This window comes from bacterium (genome assembly GCA_004299235.1).
Lineage (GTDB): Bacteria > Chloroflexota > Dormibacteria > Dormibacterales > Dormibacteraceae > SCQL01.
In genome coordinates this window covers 12,064-28,431 of record SCQL01000027.1, presented here as the reverse complement: position 1 = coordinate 28,431, position 16,368 = coordinate 12,064, and the positions used below count along the sequence as shown (strand labels likewise).

Below are 16,368 nucleotides of genomic sequence, written 5' to 3'. Positions count from 1 at the left end.
TCGCTGCCTATTGTGGCTTGAGGCACCGACCGCCCGGCCGCGGCCGAGCAGGAGACGGTTAGCATTCGCTCCCGGTGATCGCGCGCTTCAAGCCCTACTGGGTGAATGCATATGGGCTGACGTACCTGCCCTTCCTTCTGCTTGCGGACAGCCACGTCACCGCGCTATGGCAGCAGTGGCTGCTCGGGCTCGTCACCTTCGCCGTCCTGTATTTGACCACGCTCAAAGCGCCCCGGGAACAGCGCGCCCAGGTTTGGATGTGCGTGGTCGTCGCGACCGGCTTCGAGATCTTCGGCTCGCTGATTTGGGGCGTGTACCGCTATCGAATGCACAACCTGCCGCTGTTCGTCCCGCCGGGCCACGGACTCGTCTACCTCTTCGGACTGCTTTTCGCGCGCACGCCGGTCGTCCTGCGGCACGGTCGCCGCGTCGCCTATGCCATCCTCGGCGCCGCCGGCGCCTGGGCGCTTGCGGGCCTGACGGTGCTGCCGCTGGTCTCGGGCCGGTGGGACCTCCAGGGCGCCCTGTGCCTGCCGGTCTTCGCGTGGTTCGTGCTGCGCTCGCCACGCTGGGCCCTGTTCGCGGGCATCTTCATCGCCACCGGCGCGCTGGAGATCGTCGGCACGAGCCTCGGCAACTGGTACTGGCTGCCGGTCGCGCCCTGGACGCACATCCCGTCGGGCAACCCGCCCTCGGTCATCGTCGGCGGCTACTGCGTGATCGACGCCTCGGTCGTGCTGGCGCTGCGCGCGCAGTCGGCCGTGCGATCCGCGGCCGGCTACCGGCGGGGCTTGAACACCATCGGCAGGATTACGAGCACGATCACCGCCCGAGCCTGGCCGAGCCTGGCCAGGCGCGCGAACGCCGCCGAGGCCGCATCGCCCGCCTCGCGATGAGAGACAGCGTCACGGGCTAATCCCGCATCTCGACGGTCGCACGGCCGATAGTGGTGCGATTGCCGTCGGGGTCCTCGCCCCAAACCTCGAGCGTCAAGTCGGCGCCGTCGACCGCGCTCACCCGGCCGCGGCAGCGGTAGGGCCGGCCGGGAACGTCGATGCCTCGATAACTCACCTCGAACGTCATCAGCTGGCCGCGATCGCCAAGCCAGTCGGTGACGAGCTGGCCGAGGAACGCAGCCTTGAGCAGGCCGTGAAGGATGACGCCCGGCAGCGCGACGCTGCGCGCGTACTCCTGGTCGTAGTGGATCTCGTAAAAGTCGCCCTGAGCTCCGGCGTACTTCACCAGCTGGCGGGTCGTGGGGTGCTTGACGAGCTCCGGCAGCTCCGTGCCGACATTCAGCCTCATCGCCGGATCATCGTGCCGTTCAGCCGGGCGACGGTCCGCCCGTGCTGATTGACGTAATCGGTCTCGAAGATGATGAAAAGCAGGCTGCCGCTCGAGCCGCTCTTCTCGTAAACGTCGGCGACACGGCCCACAGCGGTGATCCTGTCCCCGACCCTCACCGGCTCGAAGTATTCGAAGCGGTTCCCGCCGTTCAGCCAGCCCCTGCCGTATGCCTCGGCTTCGGCCAGGTGCAGTGAGACCGGCGCCAGCGCGACCAGGAAGGTCGGAGGCGCCTCTTCGCGCCACCTCGGGTTGGGGTCGCCGATCGCCTCGACGAATCTCCGCAGGTGGCCCGCCTCGACGGTCGCCTGGGTCAGCGGCGCCGCCACGCCGATGCGCGCCCGCAGCCGCTCGATGACTGACGTTGACGTGCTCATCTCCGCCTCAAGGTCCGGCACGAGTCATTCGGAGGCTATCAAAAAAACCTCCCGCGGAAAACCGGAATCCGGCGCGCTGCCGATGTCTAATGTTCACGTACGGCATGGCATCAGATGTCCTGTGTGGCAACTGCGGCGCATTGTTGACAGATCCGAACGCTCCGTGCCCCCGATGTGGAGCCCCCGCGTCCGGTCGCTACCGGGGCACCGTGATCCGGCCTCGAAAAAGTCCGATCGTCGCGGCCGCGCTCGCGATCATCCCTGGATGCGGGCATTTCTACCTCGGCCACAACCTGAAGGGCATCGCCTACCTGCTTGGCATCGGCGGCCTGCAGTTTTTCGGTCTCGACCTCGACCTGAGCGTCATCGGGCTCGCTGTGGGCGTGCCCATGGAACTCGGCGGCGGCACGCTGTGGGTTTACAGCATCGTCGACGCGTACCGCACCGCCAAGCAAATGGAATTCGCCGCCGGGTTCACCGCCCAGCAGTCAGCACGCTAGGTCGCCGACTGCTGGGCGTGTGGAAGGCTAACTGCTGGTCTTACGCCCCCGGCGGGCGACCGTCTTACCGCGTCCCGGCGCCTCGGCCGCCGTTCCTCGACGCCTGCGCTTGGCCGGTCCGGTGAGCGCCCGCTGCACTCGCCGCTGGATGGTGCGCAAGCCGCGTTCGACGGTGCTGGTGGCGGCCGCTGATCCACGTGTGGTCAGCTTCACGACCTGCCGCTTCAGCTTGCGGTTCTCCTTGATGAGATCGGCGATCATCGTGTTGAGCTGCTCGATCAAATCGCCGCCGCCGGCGCGCTTGCGGCGCGGCCGGACAGCCGTGTTCTTCGAGCCCGGCGGACGTCCACGCCGTTTCGGGGCCGGTTGACCCTCCGCTGATTCTTCTGCTTCCATTTCGACTCCTGCGATCAATAAAAACCGACTGAAAACAAGCCCGGTAATAGTCCGGGTCAGACCCGCAGTATAACCGCGCTTATTGAGATTTCCAGAAAGCGTTTATGCCGCAGCCAGGACCGGTTGTCTGGCAAGACTTTTCAAACCTTCGCGTGCAAGTTCGTGTGCAGGATTTGCTTTACGGCTGACATAACGAACCACGCGCCAGCCGCGCCTGCATCGCTCACGAACTTCATGCACGGCGATGCGAAAACTGTCACTTGACGGCATACGACTTCGCACTACGGGAGCGCAATCCGTGCGCACGATCACGCGGTGATGAGGCCAGCGCGCGGCGGCCAGGTCGAGCGCACCCGCGCATACGTGCGCCTCCAGCTGAGCGGATCCGCCAAGATGCGAAAAGCCGAACGATTCCGTATAGACGGCCCGCCCGCCAATGAAAACGGCCAGGCCACATCCGGCCCGGCCGTTCTTGTCGAGAGCGGCGTCAACATAGATCACCAGGCACTCCCGCAAACTGCATTCCTCCTGAAGTAGGATGCGGAAGAGCCTAACACGATGTGGGGCAGTTGTCCCCAACGGGTACAAGATGTGGGGTCAGTCGGCTGGCGGCAGGTCAGCCCCCATCGCGTGGTAGCCGCCGTCGACGTGCAGCAGCTCACCCGTGGTCATGTCCAGGTAGTCGGAAAGCAGCGCGCACGCGGCGCGCCCGACGGAGGACTTGTCCTGGAGGTTCCAGCCGAGCGGCGCGCGCTGTTCCCAGACCTCTTCGAAATCTTTGAAACCGGGAATGCCGCTCGCCGCCAGCGTGGCCAGGGGTCCGGCGCAGATGGCGTTGACGCGAATCTTGTAGCGGCCGAGATCTCGCGCGAGGTAGCGGGTCACCGACTCGAGCGCCGCTTTGGAAACGCCCATCCAGTCGTATTTCGGCCACGCGTGCGTCGAGTTGTCGAAATCAAGCGTGATAAGTGAACCGCCGTGCTCTTTCATCAACGGCAGGAACCCGGCCGCCAGCTCTTTGAAGGAGAAGGCGCTGACCTGCAGCGCCGTCGCGACGCTGGCCCAGGGAGTATTCAAGAATTGGCCGCCGAGCGCGTCAGGCGGCGCGTAGGCGACGGAGTGGACGAGCCCGTCCAACCGGTCCCAGCGCTTGGCGGCGGCTTCCACCGCGGCGGCGATGTCGGACGGTTTGGTCACGTCCATCTCGATGATTTCGGGCACCGGGTTGAGCTTCTTGGCCGTCATCTGCGTGATGCTCATCATCCGGCCGAAGCTCGTGAGGAGCAGCTCGGCGCCTTCCCGCTGCGCCTCGACCGCGATCGCGTAGCCGATGCTGCGCCGATCGCTCATGCCCGCGATCAAAATACGTTTGCCTTTCAGAATCACGCCCGAAATCCTAGTCGACGCGGTGCGTCCCGCGCGCGACGGGCCTAACCCGGGTCATTGCCGGTGGCCACAGGAGCGTCATGGTGTGACCAGTCGCTCCAGGACCCCGCGTACAGGCGGACGTTCGACAGGCCGGCCACCTCCATGGCCAGCAGGTCATGGCACGCATTCACGCCCGACCCGCAGTAGACGACCGCCCCGCGTGCCTCGACGGCGCCCAGCGCCAAAAACCGCCGCCGCAGCTCCGCGGGCGACTTGAACGCGCCGTCGGGTCCCAGGTTCTCCAGCCACGGAGCGCTGAGCGCGCCCGGGATGTGGCCGGCTTTGGGATCGATCGGCTCCTTCTCACCGCGATAGCGCTCGCCGGCGCGGGCGTCGAACAGCGGCACGTCCCGGAGCCGGCGGACGGCGTCGAAGTCGAGGATGCGCGATCGATCCGGCTCGCGGTACCTGAAGCCGCCGGGCGCCAGGGACGGACCTCTTACCTCAAGCAGAGGAAGGCGATCACCCCACGCCTGGAGGCCGCCGTCGAGCACCGCCTGCGCCTGGTGACCGAACCAGCCGAGCAGGAACCACAACCTCGCCGCCACGGAGCCGCCGGCATCGTCGTAAGCCACCACCTTGGTGCCGGCGCTGATGCCGGCCTTGCGCATCTCCATTTCGAATTGCTCGCCCGCGGGCAGAGGATGGCGGCCTCCCCCCTCGCTGCCCGTCACGGCCTCGAGGTCGACGAAGACGGCGCCCGGGATGTGACCGCGCGAGTAGGCGTCAGCACCGTTGCGCCCGTCGAGATACCACCGGAAGTCGATCACGCGCACCTCCGGATCATCGAGGTGCGCCCGCAACCAGTCGACGCCGACCAGAGGTCCGAAGGGCATCAGCGGTCGATGACCCGGGTGTCGTGACAGAAATGCACGGTATGCGGGTGCAGGCCGTGCAGCTTGCGCAGCGAGTCCGACCAGGCCGTTCGGTCGGCATACTGGCCGTCCCACTTCGAGAGGTCGGCGCCGTCCATCTCGCGGTAGATGTCGGCGGTGTACGCGGCATCACCGATCATCACCGCTCCGCCATCGGGCGTGTCGACGACCACGCTCTGATGGCCGACCGTGTGGCCGGGGGTGGCCACGACGCGGACTCCATCGGCGATCTGCGCATCACCGTCGACCAGCTCGAAGCGCGCGCCCGCGAAGTCAAACCATTCGGCGGTCAGCTTCTCCTCACGCCGAGCGCGCTCCAGCTCAGGGCGCTGGATGTAAAACGGCGCGTGCTTGAAAACGGCGTTCTGGCCGCAGTGGTCGAAGTGGAGATGGCTGTTGATCACGATCTGGACGTCCGCCGGGCTGAGGCCGTGCTCCGCAAGCGCGTCGGCGGCGTGGCGGTTGACCACCTTCCATTCCTGGACGAGCTCCGTCGGCCAGCCCACACCGGTATCGACCAGGATCGCGCCGGCCCGGGGATGCTTGATGACAAAGCCGTGCACCGGTATGCGGTTGAACGCGTCGATGCGCGCCAGGTGCAGGCGGACGATCTCCACCCGACAGTCCTACGGCAGAAAAGGTGAGATGGCGAACAGGCTGAAGAGCAGCGCGACATAGACGATCGAGTAAGCGAACAGCCGCCGTGTCCACCGGCGCCCATCCAGGTCGAGCACCGTGATGCCGACCAGCCCCACGCCCAACACCACAGCCCCCGCGAGATAGACCGCTCCGGCCGAGCCCGTGAAGAACGGGACGACGCTGACGACCGCGGTCAGGGCGGCGTAGACGATGCTCTGCCGCTTGGCCGAGCGCTCGCCTGAGACCACGGGCAGCATGGGGATGTGCGCGCGGGCGTAGTCGGTCTTGATCACCTGCGCCAGGGCCCAGAAATGCGGGGGCGTCCAGAAGAAGATCACGGCAAAGAGCGCCAGCGCGGTGAGGTCGATCCGGCCGGTGACCGCCGCCCAGCCGACCAGGGGGGGCATGGCGCCGGCCGCCCCGCCGATGACGATGTTGTGGGGCGTCGAGCGCTTGAGCCAGATCGTGTAGACGAAGACATAGATCAGCGCGCCCGCGAGCGCCAGCACGGCCGCGAGCAGGTTGGCGCCGGCCCACAGTACGGCGAAGGCGAGGATGTTGAGGACGATCCCGATCGCCAGCGCGTGCCAGGGCGGGATGCGTCCTTCCGGCAGCGGCCGCAGCCGCGTCCGGCTCATCGCCCGATCGATATCGCGGTCGAACCAGCAGTTGATCGCGTGCGCTCCGCCGGCGGCGAGCGTACCTCCGGCCAGCACCGCAAGCACCGGCAGCAGGCGGGGGTGGCCCTGGGCCGCCGGGACCATGACCCCGACCGCCGTCGCGTCGAGCAGCACGACGATGCGGAGCTTGAGCAGGCTCAGATAGTCGCGGGCAACACGCCCGATCCCGCGCGGGGTCGCAGCCGTCAAGGAACTCATGCGGATTCCTGCTCGACCTCAAGTTGCGCCACCTGCCGGGCGCCGTCCGCGCGCGGGAGGGTGAGCAGCGCGGTGGCCAGGACGCCAGACCAGACCAGCGTCGCCATGGCGACGTGGAGGCCGTTGAAAAGCGCGGCGTCGGTCAGCGCCGAGCCCGCCCCCACCGCCACCTGCAAGGCGACCACCGTCAGCGTGGCTGCCGCCACCACTCGCAGACCCGGCCGTCTTGTCGCCAGCACGAGCATGTAGACGAGCAGCAGCCCGATCAGCAAGACGGCGCCGCGATGCAGCATGGTGAACGCGTTCACGCCGTCGAAGTCGAGCGCCCAGCCGCCGCCGCACAGCGGCCACGAGCGGCAGCTCTCATCCGCGCCGCTGGCCACGACCGTCGAGCCGGTGAGCAGCAGCACATACGTCGCGCCGGCGGACACCGCCGCGAGCCGCCGGAACATCGCGTCCCTGACGCCGTCGGACGGCGGCATCGACATCACCGCGGTGGCGACCAGGAACCCGAGGATCATCATCGCCAGGCCCAGATGCGCGACGACCACCCACGGCGCGAGATCGTGAGCCACCACCACGCCACCAAGCACTCCCTCCCCGACCACGCCGACCAGCGAAGCCGTGGCCAGCCACGCGACCACCGGCCGCCGGCTGCGAAAGACGACCCACGCGAGCACGACCGTCGCCATGATGAGCAGGCCGGTGACGCTGCCGACCGCCCGATGCGAGTACTCGATGATCGCGTGGACGTCCGCCGGCGGATAGGGGCGACCGTGGCAAAGCGGCCAGTCGGGACAGCCCAGCCCGGAACCTGAGACCCTCACCGTGCCGCCGAGTGCGATCTGCAGGTAGGCGAACAGCGCGGTGACCACGGCGAGACGGCGAAAGAACACCACCGCTGACAACTCTACTGAGTGGTCAGATTCGACATCTGGGCGGCCAGGACGCGGTCATCCAGCTGGCCGAGCTGCCGGCCCGCGATCGACCCGTCGGCGCGCACGAACACGGTCATCGGCAGCGCGGACACTCCGTACGCCCGGCCGACGCTCAGGTCGGTGTCCAGCAGCGCCGGCAGGTGGATGCCGGCCGCGTTCAGGAAATCGCGCGCGGCCTGCGGGCTGTCCCCCTCGTTGATGAGCACCAGCTGCACCTCGGATTGACCCTGTACCCGGCTCTGGAGAAGGGGCATCTCAGCTCTGCAAGGCGGGCAGTAGGTGGCCCAGAAATTGATCACCACCGGCCGCCCCGCCAGGTCCGAGAGGCCCAACTTCCGGTCGTCGGTGCCCGTCAGCGCGAAGGGTGGAGCCTTGCCGCTCCCGCCCGGCGAAGGCTGCTCCGGGCCGGCGATCGTCAGCAGCGCTTTGAGGATATCCGGCGCGCCCCATCCGTCGCCACCGGACGCAAGCTCGTGCAGGCCCTGGGCGCTGAGGGTCGTGATCAGAGACGGGGGGATGGCTTTGCCGACGTCGGGGACGCCGCGGTAGACCAGGCGCACGTACCCATGCCGGTCGACCAGGGCGAGCGTGGACACGTGGCTGTCCCCGCTCGCGAGCTGCACACCAAAGGGTTTCCAGAACGCGCTCAGCGCCTGCGGGGTGCCGGTCGCCAGCGTCCAGCCGGCGCCGGTCCGGCGTCCATAGTCGGCGAGCACGGCAGGGGTGTCGACCGTGGGGTCGGTGGTGACCTCGGCGAGCATCACCCCCGGCGTGGCGTGCTTGGCGAGCTGGAAGAACAGCGCGGTGTACAACGGGCAGGTCTCGTGGCAGGTGGTGTGAAACGCCGCGATCACGAGGTCCTTGCCGGCTGTGGTCACGGCGTTGAACCCGCGTCCGGACTGATCCTCCAGGTCGAAAGGAGGCAGCGCCACGAACTTGCCTCCCAGCTCTCCGAGGCCGAGGTTGACGTCGTCGTTGCCGGCGTAGACGGCACCCGCGAGCAGATGCCCGGAATCGATGCCCAGCAGCAGGGGCTCCACACGACCGGCCGTCACGGTCATCGGCAGCGCCTGCTCATCGGCGCCCAGACGAATGCCGTCGTAGGCGCCCACCGCGATCGATACCTGCACCAGCTCACGCTGGTTCGGAGCGGCCGGCACGTCGCCCGACACGTTGCCGAGGGCGACCCACCGCCCGCTGCCGTGGACCATCAACGGCAAAGAGGGCAGCGATCCCTCGGCTCGCCCTGAAACGACGACCAGCAGCGTGCCGGTGGTGGGCTGGACGCGCGGCGCCAGAACGAGCAGCACGACGGCCAGCAGTGCGACCACCGCGGCGCCGACCCAGAGGACCCGACGGCTCGGCAGCTTGCTATACCACCTGAAGAGGGCGACCGCCGTACCGCGCCGCCACGCGGTCGATGTATGCGGCGCAGCCGTCCGCGAGCGCGGCGCTTTCGACCTGGATCACGTTTTCCGCGTTCTGCTCGCCGCTGTGGGAAAGGTTGAAGCTGCCGGCGTATACGTAGTCGTCGGCGACCAGGATCTTGGCGTGCATGAAGTCGTGCACCGAGCCCTTCGCGTAGGGCGTGGAACGTTTCGCGCCGAACCTCACCGCGGACGCGATGCTGTGGAACGCGGTGATCTTCCAGGCCGAACTGGCCTGGTCGGCCCACTGGTGCTGGACCTCATCCATCTGAGTCGCATCGTACACACCCGAGATATCGATGCCGGGGTGCTCACAGACCTCCGCCAGGGTGCCGAGAATGGGGCCCGAGGTGATGACCGGGGAACACACCCGGATGCGCCGGCGCGCCGAGGCGATCGATCGCGCCATCGCGTGGACGAGCTTCATGCCTCGTCCGGGGCAGAAGTAGGGCCGCACGCGTGTCCCATCGGCCAGCACCGACCACGGCGAGGAGATGCGGCCGGAGGTTGCGACCACCGGTCGCTCCCAGAGCTCCTCGAAGTCCGCCCGGTAGTCGGCCGCGATCTCGGAGGACGCGATCGTGAACATGGCGTTCTCCTCGCGGTTCCAGGAGTCGTTGGTCCAGTTCGTCGAGCCGGACAGAACAGACGCGAGCGGCGTGCCGGCGTCCCGCACGACGTACTTGTGGTGCATGAGGTCGGGCACGCCGGGAACGGGTTTGACCTCGATGCCGATCGACCTCAAGCGGTCGATGAAGGTCCAGTCGACCTCCGCCGGCGGCGGCTCCGGGATGCCTGGGTGGTCCTGGTTGAAGAGGAGCCGGACCGTGACGCCGCGTTTCTGCGCGGCTTCAAAGGCGGCGAGGATGGTGGCGGACGGGCCGGTGTCCAGGCGCAGGTCGTAGATGGCGATCTCCATCGTCCTCGTCGCCCCATCGAGAAAGGCCGCGACCCTCTGCGCGACGGTATCGGCCGTCTGGCCGCCATCGGTCAGAAAGTAGAAGTCGAGCGGCGCTACGGTGGCTATTTCGCGCCCGCCTTCGGTTCCCCGGTGTCGGCACGCGGTGCTTCGACGCTGATGGGCAGGGGCCTCGTCGCCATCTCCGCCGCTTCCTCGGGGTCGTCTGTGAGGCTCAACAGGTTCAGGTCATCGGGCGAGATGGCGCCGCTGGGCAGCACCACCCTCCGCATCCAATCGAGCAGCCCGCTCCAGTAGGGCGTGCCGAACAGGACGATTGGGAAGTGCTCGATCTTTCCCGTCTGCGCGAGGGTCAGCGATTCGAAAAGCTCGTCGAGGGTCCCGAGGCCACCGGGAAAGATCACGAAGCCCCGCGCGTACTTGACGAACATGTTTTTGCGGACGAAGAAGTATCGGAACTCGACCCCGAGATCGACGTATCGGTTCAGCGCCTGCTCGTGCGGCAGCTCGATGTTGCACCCGACCGAGAGGCCTCCCGCTTCGTGACAGCCCTTGTTGACCGCCTCCATGATTCCCGGCCCGCCGCCCGTGATGACGGCGAAGCCTCGGCGCGCGAGAGCCGCGCCCAGGGCCACGCCGTCGGCGTAGTACGGATCGGTGGGGCGCGATCGCGCGGAGCCGAACACCGTCACCGCCGGCCCGACCTCGTTCAGCGCGTCGAAGCCCTCGACGAATTCGGAGAGGATTCGGAGCACGCGCCAGGGATCGGCGTGGTGGCTGAGCTCTTCGATCGCGCTGCGCTCGAGCAGCATCTTGTCGGCCGGCGCCTGCTGCCTGGGGACGACAAGACGACCCGCGCGCCGGCGGTCGGACATGATCCCTAAGCCTCCGAGGCGCGGCTTGAGGGGGCTGCGACCTCGGTTGGCCCGGCGCCGGCGGCGGAGGCGGCCACAGGCTCCGCCGAAACCGGGTGCGCGACATGCCTGCGCGACCCGGACGATTTGCGCTGGGCTCTCCCAGCGCTGCCGCCGGTTCCTACTTCCTGCTCCACCGGCCCGGGCAACGCCTCCATCTCGGTGGGGGCGAGTTCGGTGACGTCCTCCGCCGGCGGCAGGGTGGCGGCGACGATGTGCTTGGCGGACAGCCTGGACGAAGACTGATCCGGCATCTCGAGCACGTGGTCCAGGTGCGCGCGGAGCGAGACGATCTCGGCCTCCAGCTCATTGACGCGGCGTCGATGCCGCATGTGCTCGGTGAAGTGGTGCAGGCCGTCCATCCAGTGATAGAGCGTACCGGCGATCAGGACGAGGGCGAGAGGAACGACAGCCACGGTCCAGAGCGGGACGTCATCGAGGTGGAAAAGCGACCACCGGACGTCCACGGCGCCCAGGTTGCTGTAGCCGAAAACGGTGGCGGCGGCGCCGATGAGCAGGCCCACCAAAAGTGAGCTTGCGAGCAGGAAGCGCTGCCATAGGTGGCTCAGGTCGGGCACCGGCCGAAGGTTACCCGGTTTGACCCCGGGTCGGCACCATCCAGAGCAACGGGGCCTTCAGCGATTCCGCCGGCGGACCGAGGCGGCCCCGCCCGCGCCGTGCCTAACCGGGACCGATCCTCTCCAGCACGACGACAGGAATCTTGCGCGAGGTCTTGCGGCGGTATTCATTGAATGCCGGCATGGTCCGGGCGTGCTCGGCGTAGAGGCGCTCGTAATCCTCGCCATCAACGGCGTGCGCGCGCGCGTCGAACCTGTCGCCGAGCACCTCGAGGGTCACGGTGGGGTGGGCGACGAGGTTGTGATACCAGGCGGGATGGGTCGGAGCGCCGCCTTTGGATGCGATCACGACGTAGCGGCCGTCATCTCGTGAATAGGCGAGCGGAGTCTCGCGCTCCGCGCCGGTCTTGGCACCCTTGGTGGTGAGGATCAGCACGTCGCGACCCACGAAAGGACCAGCCGTGGCCTTACCGCCATGGGCGCGCAGGTCCTGGATCAACGCCCGGTTGAAATCTCCAAAGCTCGTGCTCACGAGAACTCATACCCTCCCAGCGGCACGGCGATTCCACGTCGACCTGTTGTTTTGTTGACGCGCGACCTCTAGCTCAAGCCCGCGGGGCGATGATGTGAAGGGGCACCGAGGCGAGTTCGTGCCCATCGACCAATACTGCGAATGCAAGGGACTGCGCGCGCTCGATTGGAAGGTCTCGGATGTTGAGCACGATCTGGACCGAGACGGGAAGACCGGGATATTCGGGATTCTGTTGGGGATTCGCCTCGACTTGCGCAGGCGGGCCGAGTGGTCGAGCGTCGCTGTCCAGTGGCACGACTTCGATTACCCGAGGTCGTCCGGTTTCGGCAGGAGTGAACTCGATCTTCGCAACGAAGGAGATGTTCGACGAAAGGCAGCGCTGGCGGTTTCAGAATCTCGACGCCGCCACCAAGGATGTAGACTTTTCCGTCCGGGTGGCCGAGGGCAACGTCGGCGAGCATCGCAAAGAGCGCCCTCAAACTCGTCCCATCCGTTCACCATCCAATGCACGTACGGCAGCGTAGCTTGGGCAACATCGCGAAAGGCTCTGTCGCCCGTCCAGAAGTCGGTCCGCAGCAATTCCGCCGTCGCCGCGTACTGACAGTCGTAGAGGTTCGGGAGTCCGAAACCCGCAGCCATTTCGATGCTCCGCCTTATTACGGCAGGCGACAGCCTGATCAATCGCACGCCACGAGCGAAAAGAGCGTCAAAGAGCGCCTGGGCCCGCTGAACGGTGATTTGACCTGCATTGACCCTGCGATAGAAGGCTTGTGCGCACTCCGTGGCGAACAGGACCGGTGCCACCGGGCTGATGTTGGCGCTCTCCCAGTCCGCAAGGAGTCGGCGGGCCTCTCCACTGAGGGGTTCTCGGATCACCCACTTAACGGCAAGGCTGGCATCGGCAACCGCCGCAGCGGGCGGCCTTACCGACGTTGGTTGCGGGCCTCCCGGATGGCGTCTACAGACTCGTCATCGAAGGTCCGGGCGCCAAGGATGGCATCCCCGGCGCCGGCGAGGAATGAACTTGACCGGCCGAGAGTGACCGTTTTTGCGACGAACGTGACGCTGCCCACGGTGATCTCTGCCACCGCGTCCACCCGGTAGGGAGGCTCCTCCCCATTCGGCACGGCCACCGACACCGAAAGCGCCTGCTGGTCAGTGGTTGCGCCTACCACTACGTCGGCCACGTTGACCATGTTCATGGAGCATAACGCGCCGGCGGGCAAACGGTGGCGTTCCCGACCAGGGTCAGGGTAGGGTCAAAGGCCCTGATTCGACCCGATTCCGAATACGAAACTTGGTGGAGGCGGCGGGAATTGAACCCGCGTCCGAAGCAGCGTCCCCCGGGATCTCTACGAGCGTGTCCAGGATTTTGGTTCTCGCTTGGCGGCTCCTCCCGACGGGATCCGCTTCTGCCAGCCGCGGTGCTCGTCCCGCCCCAGGGCCGTGGCGCCCCCGAGGCGGCAATCCGGTCTTCTGTGACACCGCTCCCCGGTCCGCCGGATTGACCGGGGGCAGCGCCCGGGATCTAAGTCCCGGGGATCATGTCTCTACCGCTTACGCGGCGAGGGCAAGACCGTTGGTCTTGTTGGCGTTTGTAAACGCTGCGCTGTAACGCACGCGGCTCTCGGCTCGCAATCCCGAAGCTCAACTGCCCCGTCGAGACCAGACGCCCCCACGAAGGTGAACTCGGTTGCACCCCAGATTCTACCCGTGGCGCACCCACCTCACACCTCCTCCTCTGGTCTAATGGACGCGGAATCCGATATGGCCGTTGAGCAGAAGCGGGAGCAGCTCGACCCGGACCTGGAGAGGATCGCTCGGGCGGATCTCAAGCAGCTTGGCGACATCCGCATCGACGACGTCCTCTCCTTCATCGACCGCGGAATCGAGAACATGCCCAGCTACGCGGATCTCTACCGCCGGTGGGAGTCGCAGCAGTGGGCGGTCGCCGACCTCGACTTCACCCTCGACCGGCAGGACTGGCTGGAGGCGACCGACCTGGAGCGTAAGTCGACGCTGTGGTCGCACCGCCTCTTCTTCAATGGAGAGGAGAGGGTCACGTCCACGCTCGCGCCCTTCGTGTGGGCGGCGCCTTCGCCCGAGATCGAGATCTTCCTGTCCACTCAGATGGTCGATGAGGCCCGCCACACCGTGTTCTTCGAGCGCTGGTGGCACGAGGTCGTAGGCACCGAGGCGCGCGATTTGCAACAGCTGCTCGCCGAGATCCGTCCCGATGCCAACGAGGGCTACAACACCCTCTTCTACGACCGCCTGCCCTCAGCCGCGCAGCGCCTCGCCAGCAACCCGAAAGACTTGGACGCCTTCATCGAGGGCATCACCCTGTACCACATCGTCATCGAGGCAACCCTCGCGCTCACCGGCCAGCGCTTCGAGCTCGAATCGATGCGGGAGATCGGGACGACGGACAGGGGCTTCTACCGCGGCTTCACGGCCATTGCGCGCGACGAATCGCGCCACGTCAACTTTGGGATCAAGGTGCTGCAGGAGGCGGTGCGTGAGAACCCCGAGCGATTTGCGCCGCTGATCCAGAAGACGCTCATCGAGTGCCTGCCCCTCATCTCGGGCACGCTCGAGCCTCCCGACCCACGCTACATCACAGAATTCGGCCACACCGAGAGCGAGATTTTGAATTTCGCGTTCGACTCACTCAACAAGCGCCTGCGGGCGATCGGAATCAAGCTGGCCGCTTAAAGCTGTCCTGTCCCCGAGTCGGGAAGACGCTCAGCCCCGGTGCATCGCCCGGGCGATCTCGCGCTTGGCGTCCCGCTCGGCGATCGCCTCCCGCTTGTCGTACTCGCGCTTGCCCCGGCACAACCCCACCTCGATCTTGGCCCGGTTGCGCGAGAAATACACGCGCAGCGGGATGAGGGTGTATCCCTTCTGACGCACCTTCCCGATCAGAGTCGAGATCTCTTTGCGGTGCAGCAGCAGCTTGCGCGGCCGCATCGGCTCGACGTTCATGGCGTTGGCCTGGACGTACGGCGAAATGTGCACGTTCTCGAGCCAGGCCTCACGTCCGTCGATGCGGACGAAACCGTCGCGCAGGTTGCACCGCCCGCCTCGCACCGACTTCACCTCGGGCCCGGTGAGCATGACTCCGCACTCGTACTTCTCGTCGACGAAGTAGTCGTGGTAGGCGCGCCGGTTGACCGCGACGTCCCGCTCGCGCTCGTCTCTTTCAGGCATCGCCCAGGACCTGCCTTGCCGGCGCGGGCCTCTTGCCCGGCAGCTGCACCAGCTCGAGCACGTAGCGGTCGCCCTCGACACGCCCGCTCAGCACCTTGACGCGCCCGCGGGCTGTCGGCAGCGTCGCGCCCGGCCACGGTTGGAGAGCGCGAACGCGCCGGTCGATCTCCTGCGCCCCCAGGCTCCAGTCGAGCTCCCCGTCCTCGCGACGGAGTCGCGGCGCCACCGTCGCCGCGGCGTGATCCTGGTCGACCGGCTCGATCTCATCCAGGCGCCCAAGCGTTTCGACCAGCAGGTCCGCGCCGGCTGCCGCCAGGCGCTCGGTGAGGTGCGGCGCCTCCTCCCCCGGCGCGATCGCCACCTCGCTGGTCGCCAGGATCGGACCGTGGTCCAGCTGCTCGTCCATCCGCATGATCGTGACCCCGGTGACCGCGTCGCCGGCGAGGATGGCGCGCGCGACCGGCGCCGCACCACGGTGTCGCGGCAGCAGGGAGGCGTGAACATTCACGGCTCCACGCCGCGGGATCGCGAGCACGGACGCCGGGATGATCTGCCCATAAGCGACCACCACCAACAGGTCGGGGCTCGACGCACGCAGCTTCTCCCCCACCTCCGGTTCGCGGATCCGAGCCGGCTGGTACACCTCGAGCCCGAGCTCCGCCGCCGCCGCCTTGACCGGCGACGGCGTCACCTTCATCCGGTGGCCGGGCTTGTCCGGTTGGGTGACCACCAGCCGGATGTCGTGGCCGGCCGCGTGAAGCAACCGCAGAGAGGGCACGGCGAATCCGGCCGTACCCGCGAAAACCAGCTTCAGGAAGGCTAGCCCGAAGCCGCCGCGACAGCGGCTTCCTTTTCCTCGGCCATCAACTCGTCGACCCGCCGCAGGGTCTCGAGGTTGGTCAATCGGTCGATGAAAAGAACGCCGTCGAGGTGGTCGAGCTCGTGCTGGAAGGCACGCGCGGTGAATCCGGTGGACTTGATGCGCACCTCTTTGCCGCGACGGTTGCGGCCCTTGACGACGACCGTCTCGCGGCGAGCCACCTCGCCCACCCAACCCGGGTAGCTCAGGCAGCCCTCGTATCCGACCTGCACCCCGTCGCTCTTGACGATCTCGGGATTCACCAGCCCCCAGATCTGGTTGTCGTCGCCCTTGACCACGCACACTCGCAGCGGGACGCCGATCTGGTTGGCGGCCAGGCCCGCGCCCGGCGCGGCGAGCATGGTTTCCGCCAGGTCGTCGATCAGACGCTGGATGGACGTGTCCACGCGCGCGACTTTCTTCGCCTTCTCGCGCAGGACCGGGTGTTCGAAATTGAGAATCGGTCGTACGGCCACGAATTCGATTCTACCTGCCACGCCTGTGCTCCCAAGCCTCTCAGGGACGGCCGCGAGTGCGCGCGGTCCCCTGATTCC

The 16,368-nt window shown here is 67.1% G+C and carries 22 protein-coding genes and 1 other RNA gene; 4 read left to right on the top strand and 19 right to left on the bottom strand.

Going from position 1 to position 16,368, the window contains the following annotated elements:
- The first annotated feature begins 74 nt into the window (after positions 1-74).
- Entirely contained in the window at positions 75-896 is an 822-nt protein-coding gene (locus EPN29_07975; GenBank protein ID TAN32557.1) for a hypothetical protein, read from the top strand.
- Between the two features lie 16 nt (positions 897-912).
- On the opposite strand, the gene EPN29_07970 is transcribed toward EPN29_07975, so the two are convergent.
- Positions 913-1,305: a dehydratase gene (locus EPN29_07970; GenBank protein ID TAN32556.1), complete on the bottom strand. Its 393-nt coding sequence runs from the start codon at positions 1,303-1,305 to the stop codon at positions 913-915.
- Positions 1,302-1,742 carry a MaoC family dehydratase gene (locus EPN29_07965; protein ID TAN32555.1) on the bottom strand — a complete coding sequence of 147 codons (441 nt, stop codon included), beginning with the start codon at positions 1,740-1,742 and terminating at the stop codon, positions 1,302-1,304. The genes EPN29_07970 and EPN29_07965 overlap by 4 nt, the downstream gene beginning before the upstream one ends.
- A 188-nt stretch (positions 1,743-1,930) precedes the next feature.
- On the opposite strand from EPN29_07965, the gene EPN29_07960 reads away from it, so the two are divergent.
- Positions 1,931-2,221: a hypothetical protein gene (locus EPN29_07960; GenBank protein TAN32554.1), complete on the top strand. Its 291-nt coding sequence runs from the start codon at positions 1,931-1,933 to the stop codon at positions 2,219-2,221.
- Positions 2,222-2,248: 27 nt separating this feature from the next.
- Here EPN29_07960 and EPN29_07955 read toward each other — a convergent pair whose 3' ends face one another.
- The 12 genes from EPN29_07955 to EPN29_07900 all read right to left on the bottom strand — a co-directional run bounded on the left by EPN29_07955 (position 2,249) and on the right by EPN29_07900 (position 11,745).
- Positions 2,249-2,617: a hypothetical protein gene (locus tag EPN29_07955; GenBank protein ID TAN32553.1), complete on the bottom strand. Its 369-nt coding sequence runs from the start codon at positions 2,615-2,617 to the stop codon at positions 2,249-2,251.
- A gap of 102 nt (positions 2,618-2,719) precedes the next feature.
- Positions 2,720-3,208, bottom strand: a complete 489-nt coding sequence (locus EPN29_07950) for a reverse transcriptase-like protein (GenBank protein TAN32552.1) — start codon at positions 3,206-3,208, stop codon at positions 2,720-2,722.
- Positions 3,209-3,214: 6 nt separating this feature from the next.
- On the bottom strand, positions 3,215-4,003 hold the full coding sequence (gene fabI, locus EPN29_07945) for an enoyl-[acyl-carrier-protein] reductase FabI (protein TAN32551.1): 789 nt from the start codon (positions 4,001-4,003) through the stop codon (positions 3,215-3,217).
- 44 nt (positions 4,004-4,047) lie between these two features.
- The gene (locus EPN29_07940; protein ID TAN32550.1) at positions 4,048-4,881 is read right to left on the bottom strand and encodes a sulfurtransferase; all 834 of its coding nucleotides are present in this window, start codon (positions 4,879-4,881) and stop codon (positions 4,048-4,050) included.
- Positions 4,881-5,537, bottom strand: a complete 657-nt coding sequence (locus EPN29_07935; GenBank protein ID TAN32549.1) for an N-acyl homoserine lactonase family protein — start codon at positions 5,535-5,537, stop codon at positions 4,881-4,883. The genes EPN29_07940 and EPN29_07935 overlap by 1 nt, the downstream gene beginning before the upstream one ends.
- A gap of 9 nt (positions 5,538-5,546) precedes the next feature.
- A complete protein-coding gene (locus EPN29_07930) occupies positions 5,547-6,437 on the bottom strand; it encodes a protoheme IX farnesyltransferase (GenBank protein ID TAN32548.1) in 891 nt (296 codons plus the stop codon).
- Positions 6,434-7,345, bottom strand: coding sequence for a hypothetical protein (locus tag EPN29_07925; GenBank protein ID TAN32547.1), 912 nt, complete (start codon positions 7,343-7,345; stop codon positions 6,434-6,436). The genes EPN29_07930 and EPN29_07925 overlap by 4 nt, the downstream gene beginning before the upstream one ends.
- A gap of 2 nt (positions 7,346-7,347) precedes the next feature.
- On the bottom strand, positions 7,348-8,706 hold the full coding sequence (locus tag EPN29_07920) for a redoxin domain-containing protein (protein ID TAN32546.1): 1,359 nt from the start codon (positions 8,704-8,706) through the stop codon (positions 7,348-7,350).
- Between the two features lie 40 nt (positions 8,707-8,746).
- Complete coding sequence (locus EPN29_07915; GenBank protein TAN32545.1) at positions 8,747-9,721, bottom strand: hypothetical protein; 975 nt, start codon at positions 9,719-9,721, stop codon at positions 8,747-8,749.
- Between the two features lie 104 nt (positions 9,722-9,825).
- A complete protein-coding gene (locus tag EPN29_07910; GenBank protein ID TAN32544.1) occupies positions 9,826-10,596 on the bottom strand; it encodes a TIGR00730 family Rossman fold protein in 771 nt (256 codons plus the stop codon).
- A gap of 5 nt (positions 10,597-10,601) precedes the next feature.
- Complete coding sequence (locus EPN29_07905) at positions 10,602-11,213, bottom strand: hypothetical protein (protein ID TAN32543.1); 612 nt, start codon at positions 11,211-11,213, stop codon at positions 10,602-10,604.
- A 103-nt stretch (positions 11,214-11,316) separates the two neighbouring features.
- Complete coding sequence (locus EPN29_07900) at positions 11,317-11,745, bottom strand: nitroreductase family deazaflavin-dependent oxidoreductase (protein ID TAN32542.1); 429 nt, start codon at positions 11,743-11,745, stop codon at positions 11,317-11,319.
- A gap of 332 nt (positions 11,746-12,077) precedes the next feature.
- On the opposite strand from EPN29_07900, the gene EPN29_07895 reads away from it, so the two are divergent.
- The gene (locus tag EPN29_07895) at positions 12,078-12,269 is read left to right on the top strand and encodes a hypothetical protein (protein ID TAN32541.1); all 192 of its coding nucleotides are present in this window, start codon (positions 12,078-12,080) and stop codon (positions 12,267-12,269) included.
- Positions 12,270-12,668: 399 nt separating this feature from the next.
- Here the strand turns inward: EPN29_07895 and EPN29_07890 are convergent, their stop codons facing one another.
- On the bottom strand, positions 12,669-12,941 hold the full coding sequence (locus EPN29_07890; protein TAN32540.1) for a hypothetical protein: 273 nt from the start codon (positions 12,939-12,941) through the stop codon (positions 12,669-12,671).
- Between the two features lie 102 nt (positions 12,942-13,043).
- Positions 13,044-13,422: a transfer-messenger RNA gene (gene ssrA, locus EPN29_07885) on the bottom strand.
- 72 nt (positions 13,423-13,494) lie between these two features.
- Here ssrA and EPN29_07880 point away from each other — a divergent pair.
- Positions 13,495-14,460 (top strand): hypothetical protein, encoded by a 966-nt coding sequence (locus tag EPN29_07880; GenBank protein ID TAN32539.1) that lies wholly within the window; start codon positions 13,495-13,497, stop codon positions 14,458-14,460.
- A 30-nt stretch (positions 14,461-14,490) separates the two neighbouring features.
- Here the strand turns inward: EPN29_07880 and smpB are convergent, their stop codons facing one another.
- Genes smpB through def form a run of 3 tightly spaced genes read right to left on the bottom strand, consistent with a single transcriptional unit; the run spans position 14,491 to position 16,290 of the window.
- Positions 14,491-14,955: an SsrA-binding protein SmpB gene (gene smpB / locus EPN29_07875; GenBank protein ID TAN32538.1), complete on the bottom strand. Its 465-nt coding sequence runs from the start codon at positions 14,953-14,955 to the stop codon at positions 14,491-14,493.
- A complete protein-coding gene (locus EPN29_07870; GenBank protein TAN32537.1) occupies positions 14,948-16,009 on the bottom strand; it encodes a methionyl-tRNA formyltransferase in 1,062 nt (353 codons plus the stop codon). The genes smpB and EPN29_07870 overlap by 8 nt, the downstream gene beginning before the upstream one ends.
- Positions 15,775-16,290, bottom strand: coding sequence for a peptide deformylase (gene def, locus EPN29_07865; protein ID TAN32536.1), 516 nt, complete (start codon positions 16,288-16,290; stop codon positions 15,775-15,777). Before def ends, EPN29_07870 begins: the two co-directional genes overlap by 235 nt.
- Between the last annotated feature and the right edge of the window lie 78 nt (positions 16,291-16,368).